Origin of the sequence: Streptomyces sp. NPDC048352 (assembly GCF_040651895.1) — a bacterium.
Lineage (GTDB): Bacteria > Actinomycetota > Actinomycetes > Streptomycetales > Streptomycetaceae > Streptomyces.
Map to the genome: position 1 here is coordinate 219,806 of NZ_JBEZKZ010000001.1, position 24,834 is coordinate 244,639.

Annotated in this window: 26 protein-coding genes; 14 read left to right on the forward strand and 12 right to left on the reverse strand. The window is 73.6% G+C overall.

Annotated features, from left to right (window positions below):
- Positions 1 to 28 precede the first annotated feature (28 nt).
- A complete protein-coding gene (locus tag AB0D45_RS01045) occupies positions 29 to 550 on the forward strand; it encodes a DUF6328 family protein (RefSeq protein ID WP_362454694.1) in 522 nt (173 codons plus the stop codon).
- Here the strand turns inward: AB0D45_RS01045 and AB0D45_RS01050 are convergent.
- Positions 506 to 697 (reverse strand): hypothetical protein, encoded by a 192-nt coding sequence (locus AB0D45_RS01050; RefSeq protein WP_362454696.1) that lies wholly within the window; start codon positions 695 to 697, stop codon positions 506 to 508. The genes AB0D45_RS01045 and AB0D45_RS01050 overlap by 45 nt on opposite strands.
- Before the next feature lie 386 nt (positions 698 to 1,083).
- On the opposite strand from AB0D45_RS01050, the gene AB0D45_RS01055 reads away from it, so the two are divergent.
- The 3 genes from AB0D45_RS01055 (at position 1,084) to AB0D45_RS01065 (ending at position 3,538) form a co-directional block, all read left to right on the forward strand.
- Entirely contained in the window at positions 1,084 to 1,458 is a 375-nt protein-coding gene (locus AB0D45_RS01055; RefSeq protein ID WP_362454697.1) for an STAS domain-containing protein, read from the forward strand.
- 100 nt (positions 1,459 to 1,558) lie between these two features.
- The gene (locus AB0D45_RS01060; protein ID WP_362454699.1) at positions 1,559 to 2,113 is read left to right on the forward strand and encodes a phosphatase PAP2 family protein; all 555 of its coding nucleotides are present in this window, start codon (positions 1,559 to 1,561) and stop codon (positions 2,111 to 2,113) included.
- Between the two features lie 318 nt (positions 2,114 to 2,431).
- Positions 2,432 to 3,538 carry a DUF1360 domain-containing protein gene (locus tag AB0D45_RS01065; RefSeq protein WP_362454701.1) on the forward strand — a complete coding sequence of 369 codons (1,107 nt, stop codon included), beginning with the start codon at positions 2,432 to 2,434 and terminating at the stop codon, positions 3,536 to 3,538.
- 8 nt (positions 3,539 to 3,546) lie between these two features.
- Here AB0D45_RS01065 and AB0D45_RS01070 read toward each other — a convergent pair whose 3' ends face one another.
- From AB0D45_RS01070 to AB0D45_RS01080, 3 genes are all read right to left on the reverse strand, one after another.
- The gene (locus AB0D45_RS01070) at positions 3,547 to 3,894 is read right to left on the reverse strand and encodes a hypothetical protein (protein WP_361609688.1); all 348 of its coding nucleotides are present in this window, start codon (positions 3,892 to 3,894) and stop codon (positions 3,547 to 3,549) included.
- A gap of 4 nt (positions 3,895 to 3,898) precedes the next feature.
- The gene (ctaD, locus tag AB0D45_RS01075; protein ID WP_362454703.1) at positions 3,899 to 5,638 is read right to left on the reverse strand and encodes a cytochrome c oxidase subunit I; all 1,740 of its coding nucleotides are present in this window, start codon (positions 5,636 to 5,638) and stop codon (positions 3,899 to 3,901) included.
- A 208-nt stretch (positions 5,639 to 5,846) separates the two neighbouring features.
- Complete coding sequence (locus AB0D45_RS01080) at positions 5,847 to 7,193, reverse strand: serine/threonine-protein kinase (protein ID WP_362454705.1); 1,347 nt, start codon at positions 7,191 to 7,193, stop codon at positions 5,847 to 5,849.
- Between the two features lie 236 nt (positions 7,194 to 7,429).
- On the opposite strand from AB0D45_RS01080, the gene AB0D45_RS01085 reads away from it, so the two are divergent.
- A complete protein-coding gene (locus AB0D45_RS01085) occupies positions 7,430 to 8,599 on the forward strand; it encodes a glutamate--cysteine ligase (protein ID WP_362454707.1) in 1,170 nt (389 codons plus the stop codon).
- Positions 8,600 to 8,613: 14 nt separating this feature from the next.
- On the opposite strand, the gene AB0D45_RS01090 is transcribed toward AB0D45_RS01085, so the two are convergent.
- Together AB0D45_RS01090 and AB0D45_RS01095 are read right to left on the reverse strand one after the other, a co-directional pair.
- Entirely contained in the window at positions 8,614 to 9,516 is a 903-nt protein-coding gene (locus AB0D45_RS01090; RefSeq protein WP_362454708.1) for a PaaX family transcriptional regulator C-terminal domain-containing protein, read from the reverse strand.
- Positions 9,513 to 10,157, reverse strand: a complete 645-nt coding sequence (locus AB0D45_RS01095; RefSeq protein WP_362454710.1) for a GNAT family N-acetyltransferase — start codon at positions 10,155 to 10,157, stop codon at positions 9,513 to 9,515. The genes AB0D45_RS01090 and AB0D45_RS01095 overlap by 4 nt, the downstream gene beginning before the upstream one ends.
- A gap of 110 nt (positions 10,158 to 10,267) precedes the next feature.
- Between AB0D45_RS01095 and AB0D45_RS01100 the strand changes: the two genes are divergently transcribed.
- The 3 genes from AB0D45_RS01100 (at position 10,268) to AB0D45_RS01110 (ending at position 13,611) form a co-directional block, all read left to right on the forward strand.
- Positions 10,268 to 11,332 (forward strand): alpha/beta hydrolase, encoded by a 1,065-nt coding sequence (locus tag AB0D45_RS01100; protein ID WP_362454711.1) that lies wholly within the window; start codon positions 10,268 to 10,270, stop codon positions 11,330 to 11,332.
- Between the two features lie 111 nt (positions 11,333 to 11,443).
- Complete coding sequence (locus AB0D45_RS01105; RefSeq protein WP_362454713.1) at positions 11,444 to 12,238, forward strand: DUF4239 domain-containing protein; 795 nt, start codon at positions 11,444 to 11,446, stop codon at positions 12,236 to 12,238.
- A 119-nt stretch (positions 12,239 to 12,357) separates the two neighbouring features.
- Positions 12,358 to 13,611, forward strand: coding sequence for an NAD(P)/FAD-dependent oxidoreductase (locus AB0D45_RS01110; protein ID WP_362454714.1), 1,254 nt, complete (start codon positions 12,358 to 12,360; stop codon positions 13,609 to 13,611).
- 9 nt (positions 13,612 to 13,620) lie between these two features.
- On the opposite strand, the gene AB0D45_RS01115 is transcribed toward AB0D45_RS01110, so the two are convergent.
- On the reverse strand, positions 13,621 to 14,340 hold the full coding sequence (locus AB0D45_RS01115) for an NAD(P)-binding domain-containing protein (protein ID WP_362454716.1): 720 nt from the start codon (positions 14,338 to 14,340) through the stop codon (positions 13,621 to 13,623).
- 93 nt (positions 14,341 to 14,433) lie between these two features.
- Here AB0D45_RS01115 and AB0D45_RS01120 point away from each other — a divergent pair, with 93 nt between their 5' ends.
- The 4 genes from AB0D45_RS01120 to AB0D45_RS01135 all read left to right on the forward strand — a co-directional run bounded on the left by AB0D45_RS01120 (position 14,434) and on the right by AB0D45_RS01135 (position 18,375).
- Positions 14,434 to 15,390 carry a WYL domain-containing protein gene (locus AB0D45_RS01120; RefSeq protein ID WP_362454718.1) on the forward strand — a complete coding sequence of 319 codons (957 nt, stop codon included), beginning with the start codon at positions 14,434 to 14,436 and terminating at the stop codon, positions 15,388 to 15,390.
- Positions 15,391 to 15,683: 293 nt separating this feature from the next.
- Entirely contained in the window at positions 15,684 to 16,343 is a 660-nt protein-coding gene (sigK, locus tag AB0D45_RS01125; RefSeq protein ID WP_362454720.1) for an ECF RNA polymerase sigma factor SigK, read from the forward strand.
- Positions 16,340 to 17,089, forward strand: a complete 750-nt coding sequence (locus AB0D45_RS01130; protein ID WP_362454722.1) for an anti-sigma factor — start codon at positions 16,340 to 16,342, stop codon at positions 17,087 to 17,089. Before sigK ends, AB0D45_RS01130 begins: the two co-directional genes overlap by 4 nt.
- 164 nt (positions 17,090 to 17,253) lie before the next feature.
- On the forward strand, positions 17,254 to 18,375 hold the full coding sequence (locus tag AB0D45_RS01135; protein ID WP_362454723.1) for an aromatic acid exporter family protein: 1,122 nt from the start codon (positions 17,254 to 17,256) through the stop codon (positions 18,373 to 18,375).
- A 14-nt stretch (positions 18,376 to 18,389) separates the two neighbouring features.
- On the opposite strand, the gene AB0D45_RS01140 is transcribed toward AB0D45_RS01135, so the two are convergent.
- The 3 genes from AB0D45_RS01140 to AB0D45_RS01150 all read right to left on the reverse strand — a co-directional run bounded on the left by AB0D45_RS01140 (position 18,390) and on the right by AB0D45_RS01150 (position 19,760).
- Positions 18,390 to 18,536 carry a hypothetical protein gene (locus tag AB0D45_RS01140; RefSeq protein ID WP_362454725.1) on the reverse strand — a complete coding sequence of 49 codons (147 nt, stop codon included), beginning with the start codon at positions 18,534 to 18,536 and terminating at the stop codon, positions 18,390 to 18,392.
- A 12-nt stretch (positions 18,537 to 18,548) separates the two neighbouring features.
- Positions 18,549 to 18,800, reverse strand: coding sequence for a hypothetical protein (locus tag AB0D45_RS01145; RefSeq protein WP_362454727.1), 252 nt, complete (start codon positions 18,798 to 18,800; stop codon positions 18,549 to 18,551).
- A 105-nt stretch (positions 18,801 to 18,905) separates the two neighbouring features.
- Positions 18,906 to 19,760: a helix-turn-helix transcriptional regulator gene (locus AB0D45_RS01150; RefSeq protein ID WP_362454728.1), complete on the reverse strand. Its 855-nt coding sequence runs from the start codon at positions 19,758 to 19,760 to the stop codon at positions 18,906 to 18,908.
- A 138-nt stretch (positions 19,761 to 19,898) separates the two neighbouring features.
- Between AB0D45_RS01150 and AB0D45_RS01155 the strand changes: the two genes are divergently transcribed.
- Positions 19,899 to 20,678 carry an NAD(P)H-dependent oxidoreductase gene (locus tag AB0D45_RS01155; protein WP_362454730.1) on the forward strand — a complete coding sequence of 260 codons (780 nt, stop codon included), beginning with the start codon at positions 19,899 to 19,901 and terminating at the stop codon, positions 20,676 to 20,678.
- A 94-nt stretch (positions 20,679 to 20,772) separates the two neighbouring features.
- On the opposite strand, the gene AB0D45_RS01160 is transcribed toward AB0D45_RS01155, so the two are convergent.
- Positions 20,773 to 21,774: a LuxR C-terminal-related transcriptional regulator gene (locus AB0D45_RS01160; protein ID WP_361610770.1), complete on the reverse strand. Its 1,002-nt coding sequence runs from the start codon at positions 21,772 to 21,774 to the stop codon at positions 20,773 to 20,775.
- Positions 21,775 to 21,942: 168 nt separating this feature from the next.
- Here AB0D45_RS01160 and AB0D45_RS01165 point away from each other — a divergent pair, with 168 nt between their 5' ends.
- On the forward strand, positions 21,943 to 22,146 hold the full coding sequence (locus AB0D45_RS01165; protein ID WP_361610771.1) for a hypothetical protein: 204 nt from the start codon (positions 21,943 to 21,945) through the stop codon (positions 22,144 to 22,146).
- Positions 22,147 to 22,241: 95 nt separating this feature from the next.
- Here the strand turns inward: AB0D45_RS01165 and AB0D45_RS01170 are convergent, their stop codons facing one another.
- On the reverse strand, positions 22,242 to 24,578 hold the full coding sequence (locus AB0D45_RS01170; RefSeq protein WP_362454733.1) for a bifunctional serine/threonine-protein kinase/ABC transporter substrate-binding protein: 2,337 nt from the start codon (positions 24,576 to 24,578) through the stop codon (positions 22,242 to 22,244).
- Between the last annotated feature and the right edge of the window lie 256 nt (positions 24,579 to 24,834).

A 24,834-nucleotide genomic window follows, 5' to 3' on the forward strand; every position in this document is an offset into this window, starting at 1 on the left:
GCGCCCCGTGATCGCCCGGGCGTCGAACGTGGGGCAGCGTCGGGAAACGTGCGACGAGCGGGCCGACCGCCTCTGGGTGGAGCTGATGCACGAGGCGCGGACCGTCCTCACGGCCGTGCAGTTGCTGCTGGCCTTCCTGCTGGCCGTCGTGTTCACCCCCGCCTACGGCCGGCTGAACGACACCGACCGGTTGCTCTACCTGGTCTGCGTGCTGTGCGGGGCCGCTGCCATGGCGGCGCTGACCGGCCCGGTGGCACTGCACCGGCTCGTCACCGGGCTGGAGCTGAAACCCGAAGCGGTCGCCTGGGCATCCCGCCTCGTCGCGGTCGGCCTGGCGCTGCTCCTCGGGATGACCTCCCTGGGCCTCCTGGTGGTCCTGCGCCAGATCACCGGTGCGGCCCCGGCCGTCGTCCTGGACGCGACCCTGGTGCTCTGGTGCGTCGCGTGCTGGATCGCTCCCGCCCTCGTGCTACGGCACAGGCACCGCGCGCGTCCCGGAGCCCCGTCATCCGCCACCGGCGACCGGCTTGCGGCGCGCCGCCGCGGGTGACGCGGAGGCACCGTCGTCCTTGTGCACGCCTTCCATCAGGTCGAACATCTGGTCGATGACCCTGTGGAATTCCTTCCACGGCGTCGGGCGGTCCTTGCCGCCGGCGGGGGTTTCCGTCGGGCGTGCGCCCGCTCGTTGCGAGGCCATGCTCCACCTCTTGAGCTCCTCAGCCGGCTCTGTGCCGGTTCCCGTCACGCGTGATCGCTGCGTGGCCAGTGCGTCTTCCCCTGCTCGAGGGATTCATGCGGAGCAGGCCGGGCGGTGGCCCTCGGCCGCCTCCCCCTCGGCGACCGCCTCACCGGCACGGATGCCGGGCCCGTGTGCCGTGCGGCCCCCACCAGCGCTTATGCCCCCGCCCCGGGTGCGGGGCGTAGGGTGGGAACTGCCGTTGGCGACCACCGCGCTGCCGCATCCCCTCGGACGAGAGGGCGCTCCGGGTACGGACCTCCTCAACCGCACGGCCCGCACGAGGGACCGTGCACTCCTTCCCCGCCCACGGGAGCAGGAGGGCTCCACCCGACCCGGAGGCTGGCATGTTCCAGATGCTCTACGCCGCGCATCCCGCCGACGCCCGGCACCCCGCGCACGCTCTTGCCCAGGCGAGCGCGCGCCCGCTCGACACACCGCCGGGAACGGTGCTGGTCCGGGTCAGCGGGGAGCTGGACCTGGACACCGTCCACGTCCTGCGCACCGCCCTCACCGCCTACCAGGCCCAGCGGACCATCGTCGACCTCAGCCGCGTCACGTTCGCCGACAGCAGTCTCTTCCACACCCTGCACGACCACCGCGACCAGCGCCTGGTCCTCACCGGCCCCTGCACCCGCCAGCTCGCCGAAGTCCTCGCGCTGACCGGCGCCACCGACCTCTTCCCCCTCGCTCCCGACTCCGAGGCCGCCCAGGCGATGTGACCGGGACTCGGCCCCGCTCACGGCTTCATGGGGCGGGTGTCGGCGGGCCCTGCCCGGGTAGGCCACGGTGGGGAAAGCGCCCGAGCACGTGGAGGATGCCATGGGGGTTCTGGCCGTGCTGCGAGGTGGTGACCACCGGCTGACCCGGCGCGTCGCCACCTGGGACCTGCCCGGTGTACGCAGGTTCCTGCCCGCGGTCGAGGAAGCGGCCGAGCACACGAAGCTGTGGTGGGCGGCGGCCGTCGTCATGGCGGCGGGCGGCGGGTGGCGCGGCCGCAAGGCGGCGGCCGCCGGGATCGCCGGTATGGCGATCGCCGAGGTGCTGTCCAACGGCGTCGCGAAACAGCTGGTCAAACGGCCCCGGCCGCCCGCTGAGTGGTTCCCGGACGATGATGTCCAGGACCGGCCCGACAGTTCCTCCTTCCCCTCCGGCCACACGGCCGCCGCTGTGGCGTTCACCGCGGCCGTGGCGTCCTGCTGGCCGTGGGCGGGGGCGGTGTGTGCCGTGCCCGCGGCGCTGGTGGCTGTCGAGCGGGTCCACCGCGGTGCTCATTACCCCTCGGACGTCGCGGCCGGCGCTGCGATCGGTGGCGCTGCCGGCGCCGTGGTCCGGATGGCTCCCCGCCTCCTGGCCCGCCGCTGGGGGCCGGCCTGACCCCCCTGCGGGGGTCCCTGCGCCCGTGCGGATCCGTCGGCCCGCACGGTCCGGGACGGCCGCGACCGACGGTCGAGCGCGACGGGGGTGACGGTCTGCCCCGTCCTCACATGAGGCGGCCGGGAGGGGGCATGCGCCGCCCATGAACCGCTATTTCCCCGTGCGGCACGCACGGTCCGACCCGTTCTCCTCGCGACGCCCGGTGGGCGGGACGGCATCGTCGGTGCCCCGGGGCCGACGGCTGCCCGTCTCCTTCCAGGAGGAGAAATGACGCGGGCGGCGGCTGTGGCCCGTGTCCTCGCCTATGCAGTCGCACGCGTGCGGCGTCGTCCCGCCCTCCACCCCGACGGGCTGGTGATCAGCGGTACGGTCGATGTCACTCCCCCGGGAGGGAAGGTGTGGGCGGTTCCCCTCCTCGACGAGCCCGGGCGGTACGAAGCGGTCGTGCGGTGGTCCCGCGCGGCCGGTCTGCCCAGCCCGCTGCCCGACGGGATGGGGCTCGCCGTACGGGTCCTGGACGCGGGCGGCGGACGGCCGTTCGACGTGCTGCTGACCTCCAGCGGGACCGCCCGGCTGACCCGCCACCTGCCCCTGCCGCGACGGCATGCCACCGCCCCGTACAGCACCCTCACGAGCTACCGCTTCCCCGACCGGGAGCGGGTCATCGTCGCGTTGCCCGTGGCGGGCGAGCGGCGGCTGCCCGCCGATCTCCGCGCACTCGCCGCCTCGTTGAAGGAGGGGCCGGTCCGGTACCGGCTGTGCGCCGCCGCTGCCGGTGAGGCCTGGCGCCCGTTCGCCACCCTGACGCTGCGAGCCGGCCCCGAGCCGGCGCCGCAGGCGCCCCTCGCGTTCGATCCCTACGTCAACTGCCTGGCGGACCTGCCTCCCGGCCGCGCTCTGCGGGCGTTGCGCGAGGCCGCCTACGACGGTTCACGGCGGGGCCGCGCGGCGGTCCCGCAGGGGGAGCCCGCGCCGAGGCACGGGCTCACGCTCGCGGCCTTCGCGGCCTACTCCGGCGGCTGGGCCCTCCTGGTACGGCGCCGCGGCCACCCCGGCGAGGGCCCCGTCGCACTGCCGGAGCTGCTGGTGACGGCGGCGGCGACCTTCCGGCTGACCCGCCTGCTCGGCAAGGCCAAGGTCACCCGCCCCCTGCGCGCCCCCTTCACCGAGGTGGAGGAGGAAGGGGCGCCGGCAGAACTGAACGAGGTGCCCAAGGCCGGCCACCCCACCGTCGGCGCACTGCTGACCTGCCCCTTCTGCCTGGGCGTGTGGGTCGCGACCGCTCTCACCGCAGCGCGCATGGTCTGGCCGCGGGCCACCTCGGCAGCGGTGCGCACGCTGGCCGCGGTCGCCGTTTCCGACGCCCTCCACCTGGGCTACACCGCTCTCGTCGACGCCGCGGAGGCGGACGAGCCCTCGGCCTGAGCAGGCCCCTACGGTCTGGTCAGGAGCAGGGCGAGGACGCTGCCCGCGGCCAGGGGCGCCAGGACCAGCCAGAAGAACAGGAGGCGGTTGCGGAGGGTGCCGTAGCGGGCCTCGTACTCGGCTTCCAGTTCCCGGCTGCGCGTCACGATCGCGGTCATGGCGTCCTTGTGGAGCCGCAAGTGGTGTGCGGCGACCATGCGTGCGACCTCCTCCTGTTCCGCGCGCCCCAGCCACGTCAGGCGGCGCGCCAGGGCTTCGGCCTGCGTCTGCGCTTCGTGGAGGGCCGCCCGGCTCATCAGGTAGCCCTCGAGCCGGGCCAGGCCCGCGGCCGTGTCCCGCGGTGAGGGGCGTTCCACGGGGCTACCTGGGCTTGCGGCCGTCGGGGCCGACGTCGCGGGGCGGGGAGAGGGCCTGGTCCTGGTCGACGACGTCGCGCCGGCCCTCGTTCTCGCTGCGTTCGAGGGCGGCGATCTCGGGGTGGTGGAGGTCGAAGGCGGGGGATTCGGAGCGGATGCGCGGCATCGTCAGGAAGTTGTGGCGCGGGGGCGGGCAGGAGGTGGCCCACTCCAGGGAGCGTCCGTACCCCCAGGGGTCGTCGACGGTGATCCGGGGGGCGTCCTTGGCCGTCTTCCACACATTGTAGAGGAAGGGCAGCGTGGACAGTCCCAGGAGGAAGGCGCCGATGGAGGAGAGCGTGTTCAGGGCGGTGAAGCCGTCGGCGGCGAGGTAGTCGGCGTAGCGGCGGGGCATGCCTTCCGCTCCGAGCCAGTGCTGGACGAGGAAGGTGGTGTGGAAGCCGATGAACAGCGTCCAGAAGTGGATCTTCCCGAGGCGTTCGTCGAGCATGGTGCCGGTCATCTTCGGCCACCAGAAGTAGAAGCCGGCGAACATCGCGAAGACGACCGTGCCGAAGACCACGTAGTGGAAGTGCGCGACGACGAAGTACGAGTCCGTGACGTGGAAGTCCATGGGGGGCGAGGCCAGGATGATGCCGGTCAGTCCGCCGAAGAGGAACGTGACCAGGAACCCGATCGACCACAGCATCGGCGTCTCGAAGGAGATGGACCCCTTCCACATGGTGCCGATCCAGTTGAAGAACTTGACGCCGGTCGGCACGGCGATCAGGAAGGTCAAGAAGGAGAAGAACGGGAGGAGGACGGCGCCGGTGGCGAACATGTGGTGCGCCCACACCGTCAGGGAGAGCCCGGAGATCGCGATGGTCGCGCCGATCAGGCCGAGGTAGCCGAAGAGGGGTTTGCGGGAGAAGACCGGGAAGATCTCGGTCACGATCCCGAAGAACGGCAGGGCGATGATGTAGACCTCGGGGTGCCCGAAGAACCAGAACAGGTGCTGCCACAGCAGCGCTCCGCCGTTGGACGGGTCGAAGACGTGCGCGTCGAAGCGCCGGTCGGCCTCCAGCGCCAGCAGCGCCGCCGCCAGCACGGGGAAGGCGAACAGGACCAGGACGGACGTCAACAGGATGTTCCAGGTGAACACCGGCATCCGGAACATCGTCATGCCGGGCGCGCGCATGCAGATGATCGTGGTCGCGAAGTTGACGGAGCCGAGGATGGTGCCGAAGCCGGACAGCGCCAACCCCATGATCCACATGTCGCCGCCGACGTAGGGGGTCCGTTCGCCGCCGGAGAGCGGGGCGTAGGCGGTCCAGCCGAAGTCGGCGGCGCCCTGGGGGGTGAGCAGGCTCGCCACCACGATGAGGCCGCCGAAGAGGAACAGCCAGAAGGACAGCATGTTCAGCCGGGGGAACGCCACGTCGGGGGCGCCGATCTGGAGGGGCATGATGGCGTTGGCGAAGCCGGCGAAGGTGGGGGTCGCGAAGAACAGCAGCATGATCGTGCCGTGCAGGGTGAAGACCTGGTTGTACTGCTCGCTCGAGACGATCTGCATCCCCGGCCGCGCCAGCTCGGCGCGCAGGAGCAGCGCCAGGACGCCGCCGATCAGGAAGAACCCGAAGGACGCGATCAGGTAGAGGTGTCCGATCTTCTTGTGGTCCGTCGTCGTCAACCACGTGACGATCACCTGCCCGGGCGTCCGCCCGGGCATCGGTACGGGAGCGATCGGTTCGGTCGTCGTCTCCATGCGTGGCCTTTTCCGGCGAAGGGGCGCGGCGGGCGTGCCGGCACCGGGAACCGGCGCCTCGCACACCTCGTGCCTGTCTACCGGCCGCAGCCGTCCGGTGGCCGCTGACCCGCGGGCGCGTACAGGTGAACCGCTCCGTCATGCCCCGCCGCGCGGGCACGGGGCGTCAGGCTCCTTGCATGCCGAGGCGGTCCGGAGGCCCCTTCGGTCAGTTCGGCCGCCCCTTCTCCTTCTTGCCCTTCGCCTTTCCGCGGTTGTCCTTGGTCCCGGCCGGCTTCGTTCCCGCCGGCTGGTCGTCGGCCCCTGGCGGGGCGGGAGGATCGCCGTGGGTGGAGGACGGCCCGGGTTCCGGGGTCGTGGACCGCGCCGGGGCCCCCGCGTCGCGGATGTCGGACGCCGAGGGCGGCGGGGGTGCCGGCGGCGTGAGCCGGGGGGCTGCCGCCTCGGTGCCCGGTGACGGGGTCAGGCTGTGGACGGTCTTCGAGGCGGGAGGTGCCTTGTCGCCTCCCGGAAGGCCGCCTGTCAGGAGCGCGCAGGCGCCCGCGACACTCACCGCCGCGAGCCCCATGGCGGCCGCACGCCGCCGGGTGGCGGGCCTGCGCCACGCTGGTGCGGCCGCTCGCGCGGTCGGTACGGCGGAACGTGCGGCCGCGAGGGGCGGTGAGGGCCTGCGGTGCGTCGAGGTGCCGGTGTCCGCCGTGTCGACAAGGGCGGCGCGGGGTGCCGGTGGGCGCGCGATGTCCTGGAGGCGCAGGTGGGCACGGGCGGCGTCGGGGCGCGCCTGCGGGTCCTGTTCGGTCATCGCCTTCAGCAGTCTGCCGAGGCCGCCCGGCAGGCCGTCGGGCAGCCGGGGCGGGCGGAGCAGGTGCGCGGTGCCGACCTCGACGGGGGTCCCCTGGTACTCGCGGCGGCCGGTGAGCGCTTCGATCAGGGTCAGGCCCAGGGCGTAGATGTCGCTGGCCGGACTCGCGCCCTGGCCGAGGAACTGCTCGGGGGCCATGTAGGCGAGGGTGCCGACCAGGGTGTCGGGCGCGCTGTGGGACCGGTCGTGCACGGTCCTGGACAGCCCGAAATCGGCCAGGTGGGGGCAATCACCCTCGGGGAGGAGGACGTTGGAGGGTTTCACGTCGTGGTGGATGATCCCGTGGGCGTGGACGTGGTCGAGTGCCGAGGCGAGGTCCGCGCCGAGCCGTGTCACCTGGACGGGGCTGAGCGGGCCGGCGTCCATGCGGGTGCGCAAGGTGACGCCCCGGATCAACTCGGTCACCATGAAGGCGCCTTGTCCGTGACGGCCGGCGTCGTAGACGGTGACGAGGGCGCGGTGGGAGAGCCGAGCCAGGGTGCGGGCTTCGTCGCAGAAGCGGTCGGCGGTGACGGTGTCCGTGCCGGCGCGGAACACCTTGACGGCGACCTCACGGCCCAACACCTCGTCGACGCCGCGGAAGACGTCAGCGGTACCGCCGGATCCGATGAGGGCCTGGAGGCGGTAGCGGCCGCCCAGCAGGGCGTCGTGGCCGGGCTGTGCTCCGTACGCGGGGACGGGCCGGGCCGGCATGCGGGATCCTCTCCACTCGCGGACAGTTCCCCCGCGTGTGCCCCGTCAGGACCGGCGTTACGCAGCTCCGCGCCCAACGGCCGTCGCCGCGAGGGGCCGGGGAGAGGCGTGAGGGTGCACGGCGGTGGCGCCGGCGGGGCCGCAGGCCGTGGCGGGGGATGCGGGTACGCGCCTCACCTGGGCTTCTTCCGGCCAATTCCCTGGTTGCCGTTACCGTAAGTGACACACTGGTCGCCATGAAGAGCGAGCAGCGGACATCCGCCCCCGCCCCCTCACCGGCGGTCCACGCCCCCTCCTCCCCTCGCACCGGTGCCGTGCCCGCGGTGCGGGTGGGCGTGGAGGAGGAGTACCTCGTCATCGACCCCGTGTCCCGGCAGCTCAGCACCCGGGCGGACAAGGTCGTCGCCGAAGCGGCCGCGGAACTCGGCGACCGGGCCACCACCGAACTGACCCGTTACCAGGTCGAGGTCCGGACCCACCCCCACACCAGCCTCACCGCCCTCGACGAGGACCTGCGCCACACCCGCCGCGCCGTCGCCCGCGCCGCCGCCCGCCTGGGACTGCGCGTCATCTCCAGCGGAACACCCGTCCTGGGGCAGCACACTCCCCCGCCGCTGGCAGCCGGACAGCGCTACGCGCAGAGCCTGGCCACCTTCCGCGCCCTGGACCACGAACAGACCGTGTGCGCCTGCCACGTCCACGTCGAGGTCCCCGACCTCACCACCGCGCTCGCCGTCAGCAACCACCTGCGGCCCTGGCTGCCGGCCCTCATCGCCCTGAGCGGCAACTCGCCCTACTGGGACGGCCGGGACACCGGTTACGACAGCTGGCGCACCCTGAGCTGGGGCCGCTGGCCGGTGGCCGGGCCTCCGCCCTATTTCGAATCCGCCGGCCACTACGAGGACCTCGTCGGCCGGCTCGTCACGAGCGGCACCGTCCTGGACCGCGCTGGCGTCTACTGGGACATCCGCCCCTCCCACCACGTGCCGACCCTGGAAGTCCGCGTCGCCGACGCCGCCCCCACGGTGGACGACACCCTCGTGCTGGCCGGCGCCGTCAAAGGCCTCGCCGCCGCTGCCCTCACCGCCGTACGCGACGGACGGCCCGGGCCGCGGCCGGAGGCGGAGATGCTGCGGGCCGCCTACTGGCGCGCCGCGCGCGACGGCGTACGGGGCCAGAGCATCGACCTTCCCTCCGGCCGGCTCCGGCCCGCCTCCCGCTGCCTCGACGAGCTGTGGAGCAGCGCCCTGCCCGCCCTGGGCCCCGGCGACCTCACCACCGTCCGAGCGGCCCGCCAGCGCCTGGCCGGACAGGGCAACGGCGCCGACCGCCAACGCGCCGCCTACCGCCGGCTCCACAGCCACCTCGACGTCGTCGACCACCTCGTCCGGCAGACCACCAGCTGACCCCGCCCTCGCGGTCAGCCGCGCCGCGGGGCGGTTCCTCCCGTCTGCGCGGCGCGCTCTGCCGCTTCGCGGGTGATGTCGGCGTAGAGGCGGAAGAGGGCCGGACGGGCTTCGTCGCCGTCCCGTTCGTGGAGGGCCGCCCAGCTGAGGGCGATGAGCTCCCGCGCCTCGGTGCCGGGCCACGGCCGGGGCAGGAGCTCCGGAGGCAGCAGCGGGTCGGGCTCCATGGCGCGGGTGAGTTCGGCGGCCAGCTCGACCGCGAGGGTGAGGAGGGCCGACGGGGAGAGGGCCGTGGCGTCGGTGAGCCGGGCGAGGCGGGGCCGGGTGAGGCGGCTCAGGCGGTGGTAGCGGTCGGCGACCTCCCGCAAGGGCCACAGGAGGGAGGCGAGCGCGGCAGGCTCCCGGGCGTCGCCCCTGCGCAGGTCCGTCGTGGTCAGCAGGGTGAGCGCGCCATGGGCGCCGAGGCGGTGGGCCGCTTCCTCGACGTACGGTTCCCAGGCGTTGGCGCACACGTAGAGCCCGCCCTGGAGCGCGGCGCCTCCCAGGTGTACGAGCGTCTCGCGCAGGGAGTCCCGGACCGTACGCGCCGATTCGGGGACCGCGAAGGCGGCCAGGTGCCAGACGCCGTCCCAGGGGGCGAGCCCGGCGTCCTGCCGGAAGGCGTGCCGGACGAAGTCGGCGTTGGGGGCGAGGGTGCGCATGGTGTCCGCCGTCGCGTGCAGCTGCGCCTTGCGGCCACGGCCCTGATGGGTGAACCGGCCGTCGGCCACGAGGCGTTTGATGCACAGCCGCACCTGCTGGTCGCTCATGCCCAGCGTGTTGGCGACGGCGTACAGCTCCTGCGCGTCGACGGTGGCGTCCTCGCGGATCAGCGCATGGACGAGCATGCGGGTGGGGATCTCGATGTGCTCGGTCATGGTGTGCGCGTTTCTCTCGGCCCGTTCGCCCCGACGGGGCGGTGCATGGTGGTCACCGCGCCGAACCCCAGCAGCCGGCGCAGGTAGGGCGTGGGCTCGGTGCGCACCGCGGTGAAGCCGCGCCGCTCGTACAGCTCTCTCGCGCGCGGGTTGGTGTCGATGACGTCCAGTCTGATCTGGCGGCAGCCCTGCTCCGCCGCGACGGCGGCCACTTCCTCGATGAGCGCACTGCCGACGCCGCGGCCGCGCAGGCCCGCTTCCACGGCTATCCCGTCCATGACGAGCTGCCCGGGGGCCGGGTGGCGTTCGAACAGGGCGAGGACGAGGAGGCGGTGCAGCCCTCGCAGGTGGCCGTAGGCGTTCAGGACGGCGGAGGCCGATCCCCCGGTGAGGGCCCGGCCGCCGAGCTGGTAACCGGCGAGGCCGACGAGCCGTCCGTCGAGGACCGCGCAGACCGCCCGGTCGGCGTTGAGGTGGGAGGCGAGGAAGGCCACCGCCTTGTCCGGCGGATTCAGGGCGGGGCCGAGCTTGCGCCCGAAAGCGCCCCAGTACAGCTCCGCGGCCCGCCGCTCCGCTCCGGCCGGGATCCCCCGCCGGACCACCACGGGGCCGGTACCGCTGCCCGGCACGTCCGCTGCCATGTCGTACTCCCCTCTTCGCAACCCTCATCTCGAACTATCATCGCATCTACGATCGTATGCGTAGTGATAGTTTTCTACGAGGCACGTCCCCGAACAGAGGCGGTCAGCTGATGTGTCCCAAGGTCCGGTCCCGACGGCGCGGTCTCCGCATCACCCTGTGGTTACTCGTCGCGCTCCTGTTCACGGCCGCCGGCCTCGTGGGGGTGGTGCTGTGGCAGAACTCCTACGACGTGACCGAGCGACGGGTTTCGATCCGCCACGGCGGCCACACCCTCAACGGCGTACTCGCCACGCCCCGGGACGGTCGCGGACAGCACGGCCTGATCGTGTACGTCCACGGCGACGGCCCCATCGGAGCCACGCACGACGGCGGGTACCGGCCCATGTGGGAGGCGAACGCCAAGGCCGGCTACGCCTCCCTGTCCTGGGACAAACCCGGCGTCGCCGGCGCACCCGGCGACTGGCTCTCCCAGTCCATGGACGACCGGGCCGACGAGGCGGCCGCCGCCATCGCCTGGGCGCGCGCCCGCCCGGACGTCGACCCCGCCCGGATCGGGCTCTGGGGCGCGAGCCAGGCGGGATGGGTCCTGCCGAAGGTCGCCGCCAGGACACCCGTGAGCTTCGTCATCGCCGTGTCGCCCGCGGTCAACTGGCTCCGGCAGGGCCGCTACAACCTCCTCGCGGAGCTGCGGGCCGACGGCGCTTCGGCAGCCCGTGTCGAGGCCGAGACCGCCAGGAGCGAGACCACCCGCCGCCTGCTGGAACGCCGGGCGCCCTTCGAGGAGTACGCGAGGGCCACGGGCGGTGACGTGCGGGGCATGACCGCCCGTCGGTGGGGCTTCATCTCCCGGAACTACACCGCGGACGCCACGCGGGACCTCCCGGTCCTGCGCGGCGTACCCGTGCTGCTGGTCCTCGCGGGCCATGACGTCAACGTCGACACCGCCGACACCGAGCGCGTCTACCGCGGGGTGCTGGAGACGGGCGGCGCCTTGACGGTCGAGCACTACCCGGACGGGAACCACTCACTGGTCAAGCAGTCCATCGGGGAGTCGGAACTCACGACCGCCCTCGTGGCGCTCTTCCGCCCCCGCTCCCTCTTCGCGGACGGGTTCCTGGCCGACCAGCGCCGGTTCCTCGCCGAACCCGGCCGCGGCGGCACCACCCCTCCCTGACGCTCCGGCGGGGCGGCGCCGGCACGCGGGCCCCCCGGAGGAGACCGGGCCGGTCGCGGGCCGATGCGCGGAAGGCCGCTCTCTTCTCCGGGGGTCGTCGTTGGACAGGGCATGATCCTCTGGCTGTTGAACCACCTCAGCACGTTCTCCCTCGGCCTCCTCCTCGTCGGAGGCTTCGTCGCCCTCGCCCTCGGCGGCAGCGTGGCCGCCCGCCGCCGCTTCCCCCACCTCGCGGGCGGCGAGCACAACGAGATGGTCGGTGTCGCCCTCGGGATGTTCGGTGCGATCTACGGCATCATCCTCGCCTTCGTCGTGGTCACCCTCTGGACGCAACTGGAGACCACCCAGAACGTCGTCGCGAGCGAGGCCACCGACCTGGCCCTCGTCGTCCGCAGCGCCGAGGCCTTCCCGCCCGCCGAGCGCGCCCGCGTGGAGCGGGCGGTCGGGAACTACGTGCACGCCGTCGTCGAAGTCCAGTGGCCCCTCATGCGCGAGGGCGAGCCGAGCTACGAGGCGACCGCCGCCCAGACGCACGCGATGTACACCGCGCTCCAGGCCTACGAACCGGTCGGCAAGCGCAGCGAGACCTTCTACGCGGAGGCGGCCACCCGTCTCAACAACGTCGCCGGACAGCGCCGGGCGCGGGTCACCATGGCCGAGACCTCCCTGCCGGGACTGCTCCAGGTGCTCGTCTACGGAGGGGCGTTGGTCATCCTCCCGCTGACCTTCCTGTTCGGCCTGCGCAGCCTGAGGATGCAGCTGCTCTTCGTGTCGGCGGTGGCCGGGCTGATCGGCTTCAGCCTGCTGCTGGTGATGGTGCTGGACCGCCCCTTCGCGGGGGAGCTCAGCGTGAGCCCCGCCCCGTACAAGGAGGCGGCCCTGGCCCAGTTCTGGCCGGCCCGGTAGCCGTCGGACGCGACGGCCGCGCGGACCACGGCTCGCCCGCCGTGCGCCCGGCGGCCAGAGGTTCGCCGTGTCCTCGACCGCAGGTGATCGTTTGCACACCGATGACGAAACCGACCGACATGACCCGAGCAGCCGTGGTCGACGCTCCGCCCGTGGTGGTCATCGGGGCGGGGCCGAGCGGCCTGGCCGTGGCGGCCATGCTGCACCGGGCGGCCGTGCCGGCGCTCGTGCTCGAACGCGGCGACCGGGTGGGGGTGCGCTGGGCCGAGCGCTATGACCACCTCGAACTGCACACCGCGCGTGGTGGTTCCCACCTGCCGGGACTGGCGCTGCCCCGCAGCTCCGGCCCCTGGGTGGCACGGGACGACTTCGTCGCGTATCTGGAGCGCTACCGGGCACTCCACGGGCTACGGGTGCGCGTGGGGACGGTGGTGCACCGCATCGAGCCGGGCGCGGCCGGAGCGGCGGCACGGTGGCGGGTGCACACCAGCGGTGGCGTGCTCGCGGCGCGGGCGGTGGTGGTGGCGACCGGGCGCTGCAACCTCCCCCGGATCCCGGACTGGCCCGGGCGGGACGCGTACGGCGGCAGGCTCCTGCATGCGGCCGACTACCGCAGTCCCGCGCCCTACCGCGGAAGGGCCGTGCTGGTCGTCGGCGCCGGGAACAGCGGCACGGAGATCGCGAGCGTCCTGGCGGCCGAGGGGGCCGAGAAGGTGTGGCTGGCCGTTCGCACCCCGCCGAACATCCTGCCGCGCGGCTCCAGCCGCTGGCACCTGGCCGGCCGGCTGACGGAGTTCCTGCCGCCGGCCTGGCGGGACCGGTCCGCGCTGCTGACCCAGCGGTGCGCGGTGCCGGACCTCACGTCCTTCGGGATCCCGCGGCCCCGGACCGGGCCCTTCTCCCGTAACGCGCGGGAGGGGAACAACCCCGTGCTCGACCACGGGTTCGTGGCGGCGGTGCGCTCCGGCGGGGTCGAGCCCGTGGCAGCGGTGGCCGGTTTCGCCGGGGTGCGGGTGCGCCTGGCGGACGGCTCCGTCCTGGTGCCCGACACCGTGATCGCCGCGACCGGTTACCGGACCGGGCTCGCGGAACTCCTGCCCGGTGTCGACGTCCTGGACGGGTCGGGGCGTCCGGTGGTCCACGGGGCGCAGACGAGTGCAGCCGCTCCGCACCTGTACTTCGCCGGCTTCACCAATCCGCTGAGCGGCGCGCTGTACCAGGCGGGTGTCGAGGCACGGGCCATCAGCCGGGCGCTCGCCGGCCGGACCGCGTTCGTCCCGGGGCAGCGCCGTGCCCCCCGGGACCAGGACGCCCTCGCCCCCCTCCGGCTCCCGATGGGCGGAGCCACCGCCGGCGGGGCCGAGGGCACGTAGCGGGCCGGGTCAGCGGACCACCTTGAGGCCGAAGTGGCCGCCGAACTGCTGTCCGAGGCCGAAGCCGATGGCGGAGTGCAGGTGCGCGTACATCTCCATGCCCCGGGCGCACACCAGGGGGCCGAGGTCGAGGACGTCGCTCCAGCCGTAGGACTCCAGCAGATCGGCGGTCTGCTGCTTGGCGTCCGCGTGGTCGCCGGCGACGAACATGGTGTGGTCGCCGCCGCCGACGGCGGCCGGATGGACGACGGTGGCCTGCTCCTGGGTGACGAAGCTCTTGACGACCTTCGTCGCCGGCAGGGCGCGCTGGATCTGCTCGGCGAGGCTGTCGGTGTCGCACGGCTCCAGCTTCGGCATGACGCCCCACGGCGTGGGCCAGGGGTGCTCGCTCCGGTGCTGGTAGACGTAGGGGACGGCGTAGTCGATCAGCGTCTTGCCGGCGAGCCCGTCCGCGATGGCGGTCAGGGTGGCGACGGCGTTGCGGCCGTCGATGCCGCCGATGACCAGACCGTCGGCGGCGGCCGCCGCGTCACCGAAGGTCAGCAGGGTGGTGCCCGGGTGGTCGGCCAGCCACTGGCCGTAGGGCGCGTTGCCCATCATGTCCGGCTCGGTGCGGGCGAGCGTGGCCTGCGGGTCGCGGGTGCCCACGAACACCTCGTGGCCGAGCTCGAGCAGCTTGGCCGTGTGCGCCCGGGCGCCGCCACCCGTACCGAGGACTGCGATCTTCATGGGGATACCTCCCGTTTTGCCGTGATTGGACAGCTCCACCGTAGGACCCTTTCAGGACAGGAAATGTCCTTTGACCCGGTCATAGTGGGAGCCATGACCAGTGACATGACGGCCCGCATGCTGCGACTGCTGTCCCTGCTGCAGACACGCCGCGAGTGGTCCGGCGCCGACCTCGCCGACCGCCTGGAGGTGACCGTCCGGACCGTCCGCCGCGACATCGACCGCCTGCGCGACCTGGGCTACCCCGTCGACAGCGCCCGGGGCCACGCCGGCGGCTACCGACTGGCCGCCGGAACCGACCTGCCACCGCTCCTGCTCGACGACGGGGAAGCCGTCGCCATCGCCGTCGCGCTGCGCACCGCGGCCGGAGGCCTGACCGGTATCGAGGAGACCGCCCTGCGCGCACTGGCCAAACTCGAACAGGTCCTGCCCCGGCGCCTCCGCCCCCAGGTCACCGCCCTCCAGCACGCGGTCGCCGGGATCGCCTGGGAGGACCGCGGCCCCCGCGCCGATCCCGCCCTGCTGGCCACCCTCGCCCTCGCCTGCCGCGACCACGAAATCATCACCTTCGACTACACCACCCGCACCGCCACGACCGCTCCGCGCCGCGTCGAACCGCAGCACATCGTCGCCTCCGGCGACCTGTGGTACCTGCTGGCCCACGACACCGCCAGGGACGACTGGCGCATCTTCCGCCTCGACCGGATCACCGGGCCGGCCCTCACCGGACACCGCGCCCCTGCCCGCGACCTGCCCGGCGGCAGTCCCGCCGCCTTCGTCGCCGCCCGGCTGTCCGCCGCCCCCACCCGCCACCGCGCCGTCGCCACCGTCCACGCCCCCGCCGACCGCGTCGCGCGCAGCCGCCACCTGGCCACCCGTATCCGCCCCGTCGACTCGGCCACCTGTCTCGTCGACGCCTCGGACGACTCCCTCACCCGCATCGCCCAGACCTTGGCGGGCCTCACCGCCGACTACACCCTCGACGCCGACCGGGACGTCCTCGACCATCTGCGCGGTGCCGCCCGCCGCATCCTGCACGCCGCCGGCTGACCCGGCCGTAAAGTCAGGCAAGGACGGGGCAAAAGGCCCGCAGCGCGACCATGGTCGTGTATCCGGTGCGCCGAGCCGGGAACGCCTGCCCCCTCACCCGACCCTTCACCGCCGCCCGGGCCGCCGGCTGGGCCGCACGCCCCGCCCCTCCCCCTCGAACGGCGTCGTCACCGGCGGCGAAGATGACGAAGCACCCGCCCATCCGCACGCCCGTCCGCTACGAAGAACGTCCGAAGCACCCTCGGGGTCCATCCGGCCCCGCTCCAGCGACCAGGACGAAGGACCGGCATGCGATGGACGCCCCTCCCCCCAACGGCCGCCCCCGGCCGCCCCTGCGCCTCCTCGCCACCCCCGGAGTCCGCCCGGTGAACCGACCACTGCCCTTCGGCACCGGCCCCGCCCCGGAGCACGGCGACCTCGCCGAGGTCATGAGGAACGTCGCCCACGGCGACAAACAGGCCTTCGCCGTGCTCTACGACGCCCTCGCGCCCCTGGTCTTCGGAATCGTCACCAAGGTCGTACGCGACCGCGCCCAGTCCGAGGAGGTCGCCCAGGAGGTCATGATCGACCTGTGGCGGCAGGCTGCCCGCTACCGGCCCGAGGCGGGCAGCGTCAGGACGTGGGCGGCGACGATCGCCCACCGGCGGGCGGTGGACCGGGTCCGCTCCGCCCAGGCGGCCGCCGACCGTGAGCAGGCCCAGGCCGCGCGCGAGCACACCACCGCCTTCGACGAGGTCGCCGAACAGGTCGAGACCCGCCTGGACAGCGAACAGGTCCGCCGCTGCCTAGGCGGCCTCACCGAACTCCAGCGCCAGGCCGTGACCCTGGCCTACTACCGGGGGCTGACCTACCGTGAAGTCGCCGAAGCCCTGCGCACACCGCTTCCGACCATCAAGACACGCATGCGCGACGGCCTGATCCGGCTCCGCGACTGCATGGGGGTGAACACGTGAAACACCACGCATCCGACGCCCACACCCTCGCGGCCGCCCACGCCCTCGGCGCTCTGGCCCCCGACGAGAGCGAGGCCTTCGCACGCCACATGCAGGAGTGCGAGGCGTGCCGGCAGGAGGCCGCCGGGTTCGAGGCGACCGCGGCCCGACTGGCTGCGGCGGCCTCGCAGACACCGCCCGCGGCCCTGAAGCCCAGGGTGATGGCCGCCGTCGACGAGGTGCGTCAGCTGCCCCCGCACGTCCCCGCCGCCGCGCCCGCCGCCACCCGCGTCGGCGCCCTGCGCCGCAGGGCCGTTCCGCTCGCCCTCGCCGCCACCGTGGCCGCCGCCCTGTTCGGCGGCGGCGCGATGTGGCAGCTGCGGCACGGGCAGGAACTGGAGCAGCGCGCCCGCCAGGCAGAACAGCGCCTGGACGCGGTCAGCAGCATCCTCGCAGCGCCCGACGCCCGGACGGTACACGGCCGGGCCGCGAACGGGGCCCTGACCACCGTCGTCGCCTCCGACCGGCAGAACCAGGCCGTATTCACCGCGCGCAACCTGCCCGCCCCAGCCGCGGGGAAGACGTACCAGTTGTGGCTCGCCCACGGCGGCACGATGCACCCGGCCGGTCTCGTCCACGGCGACGGCACCGTCCTCGTCGACGGCGACCCGGCCGGCGCGACCGCGATCGGCCTCACCCTCGAACCCGCCGCCGGTTCCCCCCGGCCCACCACCGCCCCCCTCCTCCTGCTGGCCCTCCCCACCTGACCCCGCGGTTTACCCCGGCTCCCACCGGTCAGACGGGACAAGGAGATCAGCGACGGCGCACGGGCGCGGCCGGGCCTCGGGCACCCCGCCCTCCAGGCCGCCTCCCGGCGCCCGGCGAGGCGGGAGCGGCGAGGGTGCAGCGGTGTGACCACGTGTGGAGGACGATGACGGGTACGGTGCGGGAGGCGGGCCGGTACGTGCGGCGCGCCGTGCGGGCCCCGGGCAGCGAGCGCGACGACGTGGTGCTCCACCTGAAGACCGTTGCGGCGGCGATGACCGCGTGGGTCCTGGCCCGCCACCTCCTGCCGCCGGCGGTATCCACGTTCGCCCCGTTCACCGCGCTGGTGGCGCTGCAGGCCACGGTGTACCGCTCCCTGCGGGACTGCGCGCAGTACCTCTTCGCGATGGCGGTCGGGGCGGCCCTGGCGGCGACCCTGGCGGCCGTCGCGGGCATCCACGGCTGGTCCTTCGGACTCCTGACGCTCCTGGCCCTGGCCGTCGGACGCTTCGGCAGTCTGGGCTCGCACGGCACGCAGGTCGCCATCGTGGGTTTCTTCGCCTTCTCCTCCGGCCACGGCAGGATCGACTACATCGGGCAACTCGTCGCGTCGGTCGGCATCGGTGCCGCCTGCGGGATCGTCGCGCACCTCGTCCTCGCACCCGCGCGGCACACCCTGCGCCGGCAGGAAGCGGTCGCCGCCCTCTTCACCCGCATCGAGCGGGGCGTCGGCGACCTGGCCGACGCGTTCGAGACCGACGCGCCGGACGCGGACCGGGTGCGCCGACTGCGCGGCGACTGGCGCGGGCTGTCCGCGGACGCCGACCGCATCCGCCAGGCCGTGGACGCGGAGCTCGAGAACAGCCGCCTCAATCCGCGCCGCAGCATCGACGGCGCCCGCGAAGCCCTGCTGCGGGCGCGGAAGGCGCTCGACGTCGCCCAGCGCTGCCTGGACCACCTGCGCTCCGCCGGCCGCAGCCTCGACCACGCCCTCTCCGGCGGCGAGCGGGAAGCCCTGCCCCCTGAGTTCCGGCGCGCCTACACGGCGTTGCTGCGCACGGTGGCCACTGCGATGGACGCCATCGGTGAGAGCACGCGTACCGATCCCGGCCCCCTGCGGGCGGCCCTCGACCGGGCATCCGCCGAACTCGCCCGGGCCCAGGAGCAGGCCGCGGCCTCCGCGGACCAGCCGGCCGTGACGGCTCTCCAGGGCACCCTCGTGACCGACGCGGGCCGTCTGCTGGAGGAACTCCGCGAGGGCTGCGGGGAACTGGAGCGGGCGGCCTGAGGTACGTCCGCCGCCTAGGCGAAGGGGTCGCGGGGCAGGTGGCCGGGGTGCGTGAGGGCCCGTTCGTAGGCGGCGCGGTCGAAGACGTAGGTGACGTCGATGCGGGCGTACAGCGGCCCGCACTCCCACACCCCGCTCCCCCGGGGGGGCAGGCGGGTCACGCTGCCCGTGCCTCAGCTCCGGGACGGCAGCCGGCGGAGTTCGAGCAGAGCCACCGCGATCTTCACGCCGGTCGAGACCGTCAGGGCCTGGAGGAACGGCATGCCCGTGAGCCACAGGGCCACCATCATGACCGTCAGAACCAGGAACGCGGGAAGCAGGTTGGTCCGCGTGACCACGGCCTTCAGGTGGCCGGTCATCCTCCGGCGCTGATCCACCGCGCCGATCGGACGCGCGGTGAGGCCTTCCTCCTCGGCTTGCGGCATCGGCTGCTGCCCTTCCCTCGTACCCGTCTCCGGCAACGAGCCTCGGGCGCGCCGCGGCGGACCGCCACCGCTGCAACCCGCCCCGCCTCCGTCCGGCGTACAGGTTCACCTCACCGGGTCAGCCGACGCCTCCGGTGCGAGACGTGCCTCCTCGCCGCCCGTGCCCAGGCCCGCCAGGAGGCGCAGGGCGTCCGCGGAGGGGCTGCCGGGGGCCGCGGAGAGCACCAGCAGCTCCCTTCCCGACGCGTCCGGCAGTGCGAAGTTCTCCTGGTGCAGTTCCAGCAGCCCGACCAGCGGGTGCCGGTAGGCCTTGCGTCCGTGGGTGCGGGCGCGTACGTCCGCGCGGGCCCACAGGCGGCGGAAGCGCTCGCTGCCCATGGACAGTTCGCCGATGAGGGAGGCCAGGCGCGGGTCCTCGGGGTAGGTGCCGGCGGCCAGGCGCAGGTGCCCGACCACGTCGAGGGTGCACGTCTCCCAGTCCGCGTAGAGGCCGCGCTCGCTCTCCTCGAGGAAGATGTGCCGGGCCGTGTTGAGGCCCGGTAGCGGCCGGCCGAAGAGGAGTCCGGCGAGGCGGTTCCCGGCGAGCACGTCGAGGCGGTGGTCCATGATGAGCGCCGGTGCGTCGGCGACCAGGCCGAGGACGCGCAGCAGTTCCGGCCGGACCCGCCCGGCCGGCGCCTTCGCGCGGCGCCGGCGCTGCCGGGCGAGCCGGCACAGGTGCCCGCGTTCGGTCTCGTCGAGGCCGAGGACCCGGGCGAGCGCGTCGAGGACCTGGTCGGAGGGCTGGGTCGCCCGGCCCTGCTCCAGGCGTACGTAGTAGTCGACGCTGACTCCGGACAGGTGCGCGACCTCTTCGCGGCGCAGCCCCGCCACTCGGCGGCGGCTGTCGGTGGGGACTCCGACGGCAGCCGGGTCGACCCGGGAGCGCCGGGACCGCAGGAACCCCGCAAGATCGTCCATGCCCCCAGTATGGCCTCGGTCCCGCACGCGAGGGTGGTACTGCCAGTACCAGGAAGTCCGGTCCGACGGAAGCGGCGCCCCTGAACGCCGGGCGCCGCGGGGCCCAGGATCGTGGGCATCCGATCCGAAGGAGTTCCCGTGAAGACGCTGATCGTCCATGCCCACCCGGAGCCGCGGTCGCTCAACGGCTCGCTGAAGGACCTCGCGGTGTCCACGCTGGAGGGCGCCGGGCACGAGGTCCGGGTGAGCGATCTGTACGCCATGAACTGGAAGGCGGCCGTGGACGCCGCGGACTACGGTCCCGAGGCCTCGGATCCGCTGAACGTGCCCCTGGACTCGGGCCGGGCCTTCGACGCCGGGACGCTCACCGCGGACGTCCGCGCCGAGCAGGAGAAGCTGTTGTGGTCGGACACGGTCATCTTCCAGTTCCCGCTGTGGTGGTACTCGATGCCCGCGATCCTCAAGGGCTGGGTGGACCGGGTGTTCACCTACCGCTTCGCGTACGGCGTCGGCGAGCACAGCGCCACCCGGTACGGCGAGCGCTTCGGCGAAGGCACCCTGGCCGGCAGGAGGGCGCTGCTGTCGGTGACCGCCGGCGGTCCGGAGTCGCATTACGCGGCTCGCGGGATCAACGGTCCCATCGACGACCTGCTGTTCCCGATCCACCACGGGATCCTGTACTACCCGGGCATCGAGGTGCTGCCGCCGTTCGTGCTGTACGGCACCGACCGGATGACCGCGGAGGCCTACGCCGACGTCGCCAAGGCCTGGGAGCAGCGGCTGCTCACCCTGGAGTCGACCGAGCCGATCGCGTTCCGGCGGCAGAACCACGGCGACTACGAGATCCCCTCCCTGCACCTGAAGGAGGGACTGGAGCCCGCGGGCCGCACCGGCTTCGGCCTGCACGTACGCGGCTGACCCCGCCCGCGGGCAGGGCCTTTCGCCTCGCACGGCGTCGTGCGGCGTCGTGCGGCGTCGTGCGGCGGAACGGTCGGGGGCGGCTCGGCGGCCGTTACGGGAGCAGTCGCTCCGGGGACGTCGCCCACCAGAACGTCAGCTGGGGCACGGTCTCCAGGCCCAGTGCCTCGCGCAGCTTCGAGACGTGGGCCGTCACGGTGCGCTCGCTGAGCCCGAGCTTCTCCCCGATCTGCCGGTGGCTCCTGCCGGCCACGATGCCCCGTACGATCGTCCGCTGGAGCTTCGAGGTCTTGGGGGCGTCCTCCTGGCCCGCGCTTCCCTCGCCTTCGCGGGGCAGCCACGGGTCGGCCCGCTCCCACTGCTGGCGGAAGTGCGCGGCCAGCAGGGCGCACACCCCGCGGTCCTGGGTGTACCAGGCGGCTGACTGCTGGACGGTGCCGTCCTCGCCGTAGACCTCGAAGAAGGCGTGCTTGCGGTCCACGACGATTAACCGCAGGAAGTCGTCCCCGAGGGTGCGCACCTGGGCGCCGGCCCGCGTCATGGTGGCGACCCAGTCGCGCTGCGTGGGGTTGGTCCGTCCGCTGACCCGGTAGATCGTCCGTACGCTCACGCCGCGCCGGGCGGCTTGCAGGTCCCGCGGCAGGGCTCCCTTGAGGACCTGCGGTTTACGGTGCCCGGGCTGCGCGGTGAGGATCTCGAACTCGGCGGACTGGATGGTGCGTATGGTCTCCGCGTTGACCTCGGGGACCGTGCGGAGCAGGAGCGTCCCCTCCGGGCCGGGGCTGTGGTGGTACCGCTGCTGCTCGGCTTCGAGCTCCCGTACGTGGGCGGGGATGCCGGCGAGGGCTTCGGTGACGCCGGTGAGCGCCTTGAGGACGGCCTCGGTGAGCTGCGTCTCCAGGTAGCGGGGCGGGGCGGGGACGTAGGTGCCGTGCTCGTGGGTGTTCGCGAAGAGGATGTCGCGGGCGAGGAGGGAGGCGAGGCCCGGCTCGTCGTCGGGCAGCTCTTCGCCCCGCAGGGCCCTGCGGTAGGTGCGCAGCTCCACCTCGGTCAACCGGGAGGTCTCGGGGGCAGCGGATATTTCCCGTTCCGTCATCAAATCCGTCTTCCTCTTGCTGAACTGCGGGTGGACGCAGTATCCCGAAGGTTGATCGCGTCCCGCACTCGATACAGGCTTGCCCGTGTGCCACAGGGCCCGTGGCGCAGTTGAGGCCCTGCTGCCCGCATCGTCCGCGGGGGTCGGGCCGGCCTAGGGAGGAACACCTTGACACCGATCAACACCCGGTCAACCGTCACCGCCGTGCTGTTCGCGATCCTCGCGGTCATCGGACTCAGTGGTGTCGCCGGCAACGAACCGGCCGGCACCAATTGGGGAATCGCAGCCATGGGAGAGGTGGAGCAGCAGGCCGACGCCCGCGTCCTGTCTGCCGGTCCGCTGATCCAGACGTCGGACTCCGACTGGGGATGATCCTCCCGCGCTGAGGCGCACAGCACCCGGTACGGCGGTCACCCCGCCTTCGCCGGGTGCTCCGCCGTTTCCGGGCCGCTCGGCCCGGTGCGGCGTCAGCGGGTGGCCGGGCCGCTCGTCACGGTCGCCCAGCTGCCGCCCTTCACCGCGTACACCGTCAGCCGGCGGTTGACCGGGTCGCCGTTCCGGTCGAAGGCGACGCGGCCCATGACCCCGTCGAAGTCCAGCCGTGCCACGGCCGGTGGCAGTTCCGTCCGGGCGTCGGCGGGGAGGGTGCCGTCATGGGCCGTCACGACGGCCTTCACCGCCTCGATGAGCGCCCATGTGGCGTCGTACGCGTACGGGCCGTACCAGCCGGCCGCTTCCGGGTAGCCGGCCTTGCGGTACCGGGTGAGGAAGTCCTGCCCGGCCGCCGTCTCCTCGGCGGCCGCGCCGATGTTGGTCGCGAGATCGCCCTCGGCCTTCGGGTTCATCGTGAGGTACTGCTGGTCGAAGATGCCGTCACCCCCCATCAGGGGGGCGGTCACCCCCGCCTGTTCGAGCTGCTGCGAGAGCGGTGCCGCGGTGTCGTAGTAGCCGCCGAAGTAGACGGCGTCGGCTCCCGAGGACCGCACCCGTTCGGCGAGGCCCTCGAAGGCGCGTTCCGCGGGATCGACCTGCTCGGTGCCGACGACGGTCCCGCCGAGCTTCGTGAACTCGGCCGTGAGGCCGGAGGCGAGTGCGGTGCCGTGTGGGCTCGCGTCGTCCACCACGTACACCTTGGTCTTCTTCGCCTCGCCGTGCAGGTACCGGGCGGCGAACGGCCCCTGGTCCACGTCCGTCGCGACGGTCCGGAAGTAGGTGGAGTGGGGACGCGACGGGCTGCCGGCGGCCCAGTCGGGGCCGAGCGTCAGCACGGGGTCGGTGTTGCCCGGCGACACGACGGCCATGTCCGCCTGGGCGAGCGGCGCCACCAGGGTCTTGGCGACACCGGAGTTGAGCGGGCCGACCACCCCCAGGACCTTCTTGTCGGACACGAACCGGGCGGCGTTGGACGCGCCCCTGGCGGGGTCGGCCCCGTCGTCCAGGGCCTTGATCTCGAACGTCACACCGGGGACGTGCCCGGTCTCGTTGGCGGTCCTGGCCGCCAGCTCGGCCGAGTTCCTCATCCCGGCGCCCATGGCGGACAGCCCGCCGCTGAGCGGTGCGTCCACCCCGATCACCACCGTGGCGGAGGAGGCCGCCGACCCGCCGCCGGCCGCCCCGCCCCCGTGAGGCGCGTCCCCGTCCTGGGTGAGGGTCCAGGTCAGGACGGAGCCCGTGGCGAGCGTGGCGAGCACCGAGGCCAGGACCACGGAGCGCCGGGTGAGCCGGCGCCCCCGGGAGGACGCCCTCTCGCCGCCCTCCCTCCCGTGGGCGGAGCCGCGCGTGACCGGCTCCTCGGCCGGTGGCGGGGGCACGGGCGGGGCGGTCGGCCGCTCCGGTACGGGGCGCTGCCCGGCACCCGCGCCGGACCCGGAGTCGAGGACCGTCGGGGTCTGCGGTGACGGCGTCGGGGAAGCCGGCTCGGGTACGGGGTCGGGTCCCTGCCCCTGCCCGGGCTCGGCGGATGCGGGGGGCACGGTCGTGAAGGACCGCAGGACCGCCGCCAGCATCTCGGCCGCCTCGGCGGCGGCGACGCGCTGCGCGGGGTCCTTGGTGAGGAGCGCGTCCAGCACCGGTGCGAGCGGGCCGGCGTGGACCGTCGGCCGGGGCGGCCGGGTGAAGACGGCCACGGCGAGGGCGTGGAGCCCGTCCGCCTCGAACGGCGGGTGTCCCTCGACGGCGTGGTAGAGGGTCGCGCCGAGCGCCCACAGGTCGTTGGCGGGGGTGGGGCGCTTGCCCTCCAGCTGCTCCGGCGGCATGTAGTGCGGCGTGCCGATGACGGTCCCGCTGTGGCTCAGCCTGGTCGTGGCGTCCGCGAGGTGGGCGATGCCGAAGTCGGTCAGGACGACGCGGTCCTTGGTCAGGAGCACGTTGTCCGGCTTGATGTCGCGGTGGACGATCCGCGCCCGGTGCGCCTCGGCCAGCGCGTCGAGCACGGCGGCGCCGATCTCGGCCACCCGCTGCACGGGCAGCCGCCCGGTGCTGCGGATGGCGGCGGCCAGTGACTGCCCGCGGACCAGCTCCATGACGATGACGGGGGCGCCCTGGTGCTCCACGACGTCGTGGATGGTGATGATCCCGGGGTGGCTGAGAGTGACCGCCGCGCGCGCCTCGCCGATGAACCGCCGGAGCAGCGCGGCGCGGTCCCCGTCGTCCATGCCCGGCGGGAAGAGGATCTCCTTGACCGCGACCTCACGTCCGAAGAGATGCTGGTCGAGGCCGCGCCACACCCGGCCCATACCGCCCTGGCCGATGCGCTCCACCAGCTGGTACCGGCCGGCGATGAGTTCGGGATTCTGCTCGGTCACGCGCACACTCTAGGTCCTGCTGAGCCGATCAGGTGACGCGCGTACGGCGTGAACCCGCCCCTGCCGCATCCCCGTCGGAGCCCGGCGTTCCGACACTCCCCTGAGCCCCGCCGCGGGCGCCGGCGGGGCTAGGGGGTGTCCGCAAAGTCCCGCCTGCCCTGCGACGCCTGGCACCGCACCTCGCGGCGTTGTCGGGCCCGCCCGAGTACGTCCCGGAAGCGGGGGGCCCGCCCCCGTGGGGTGGACGGCACCCCAC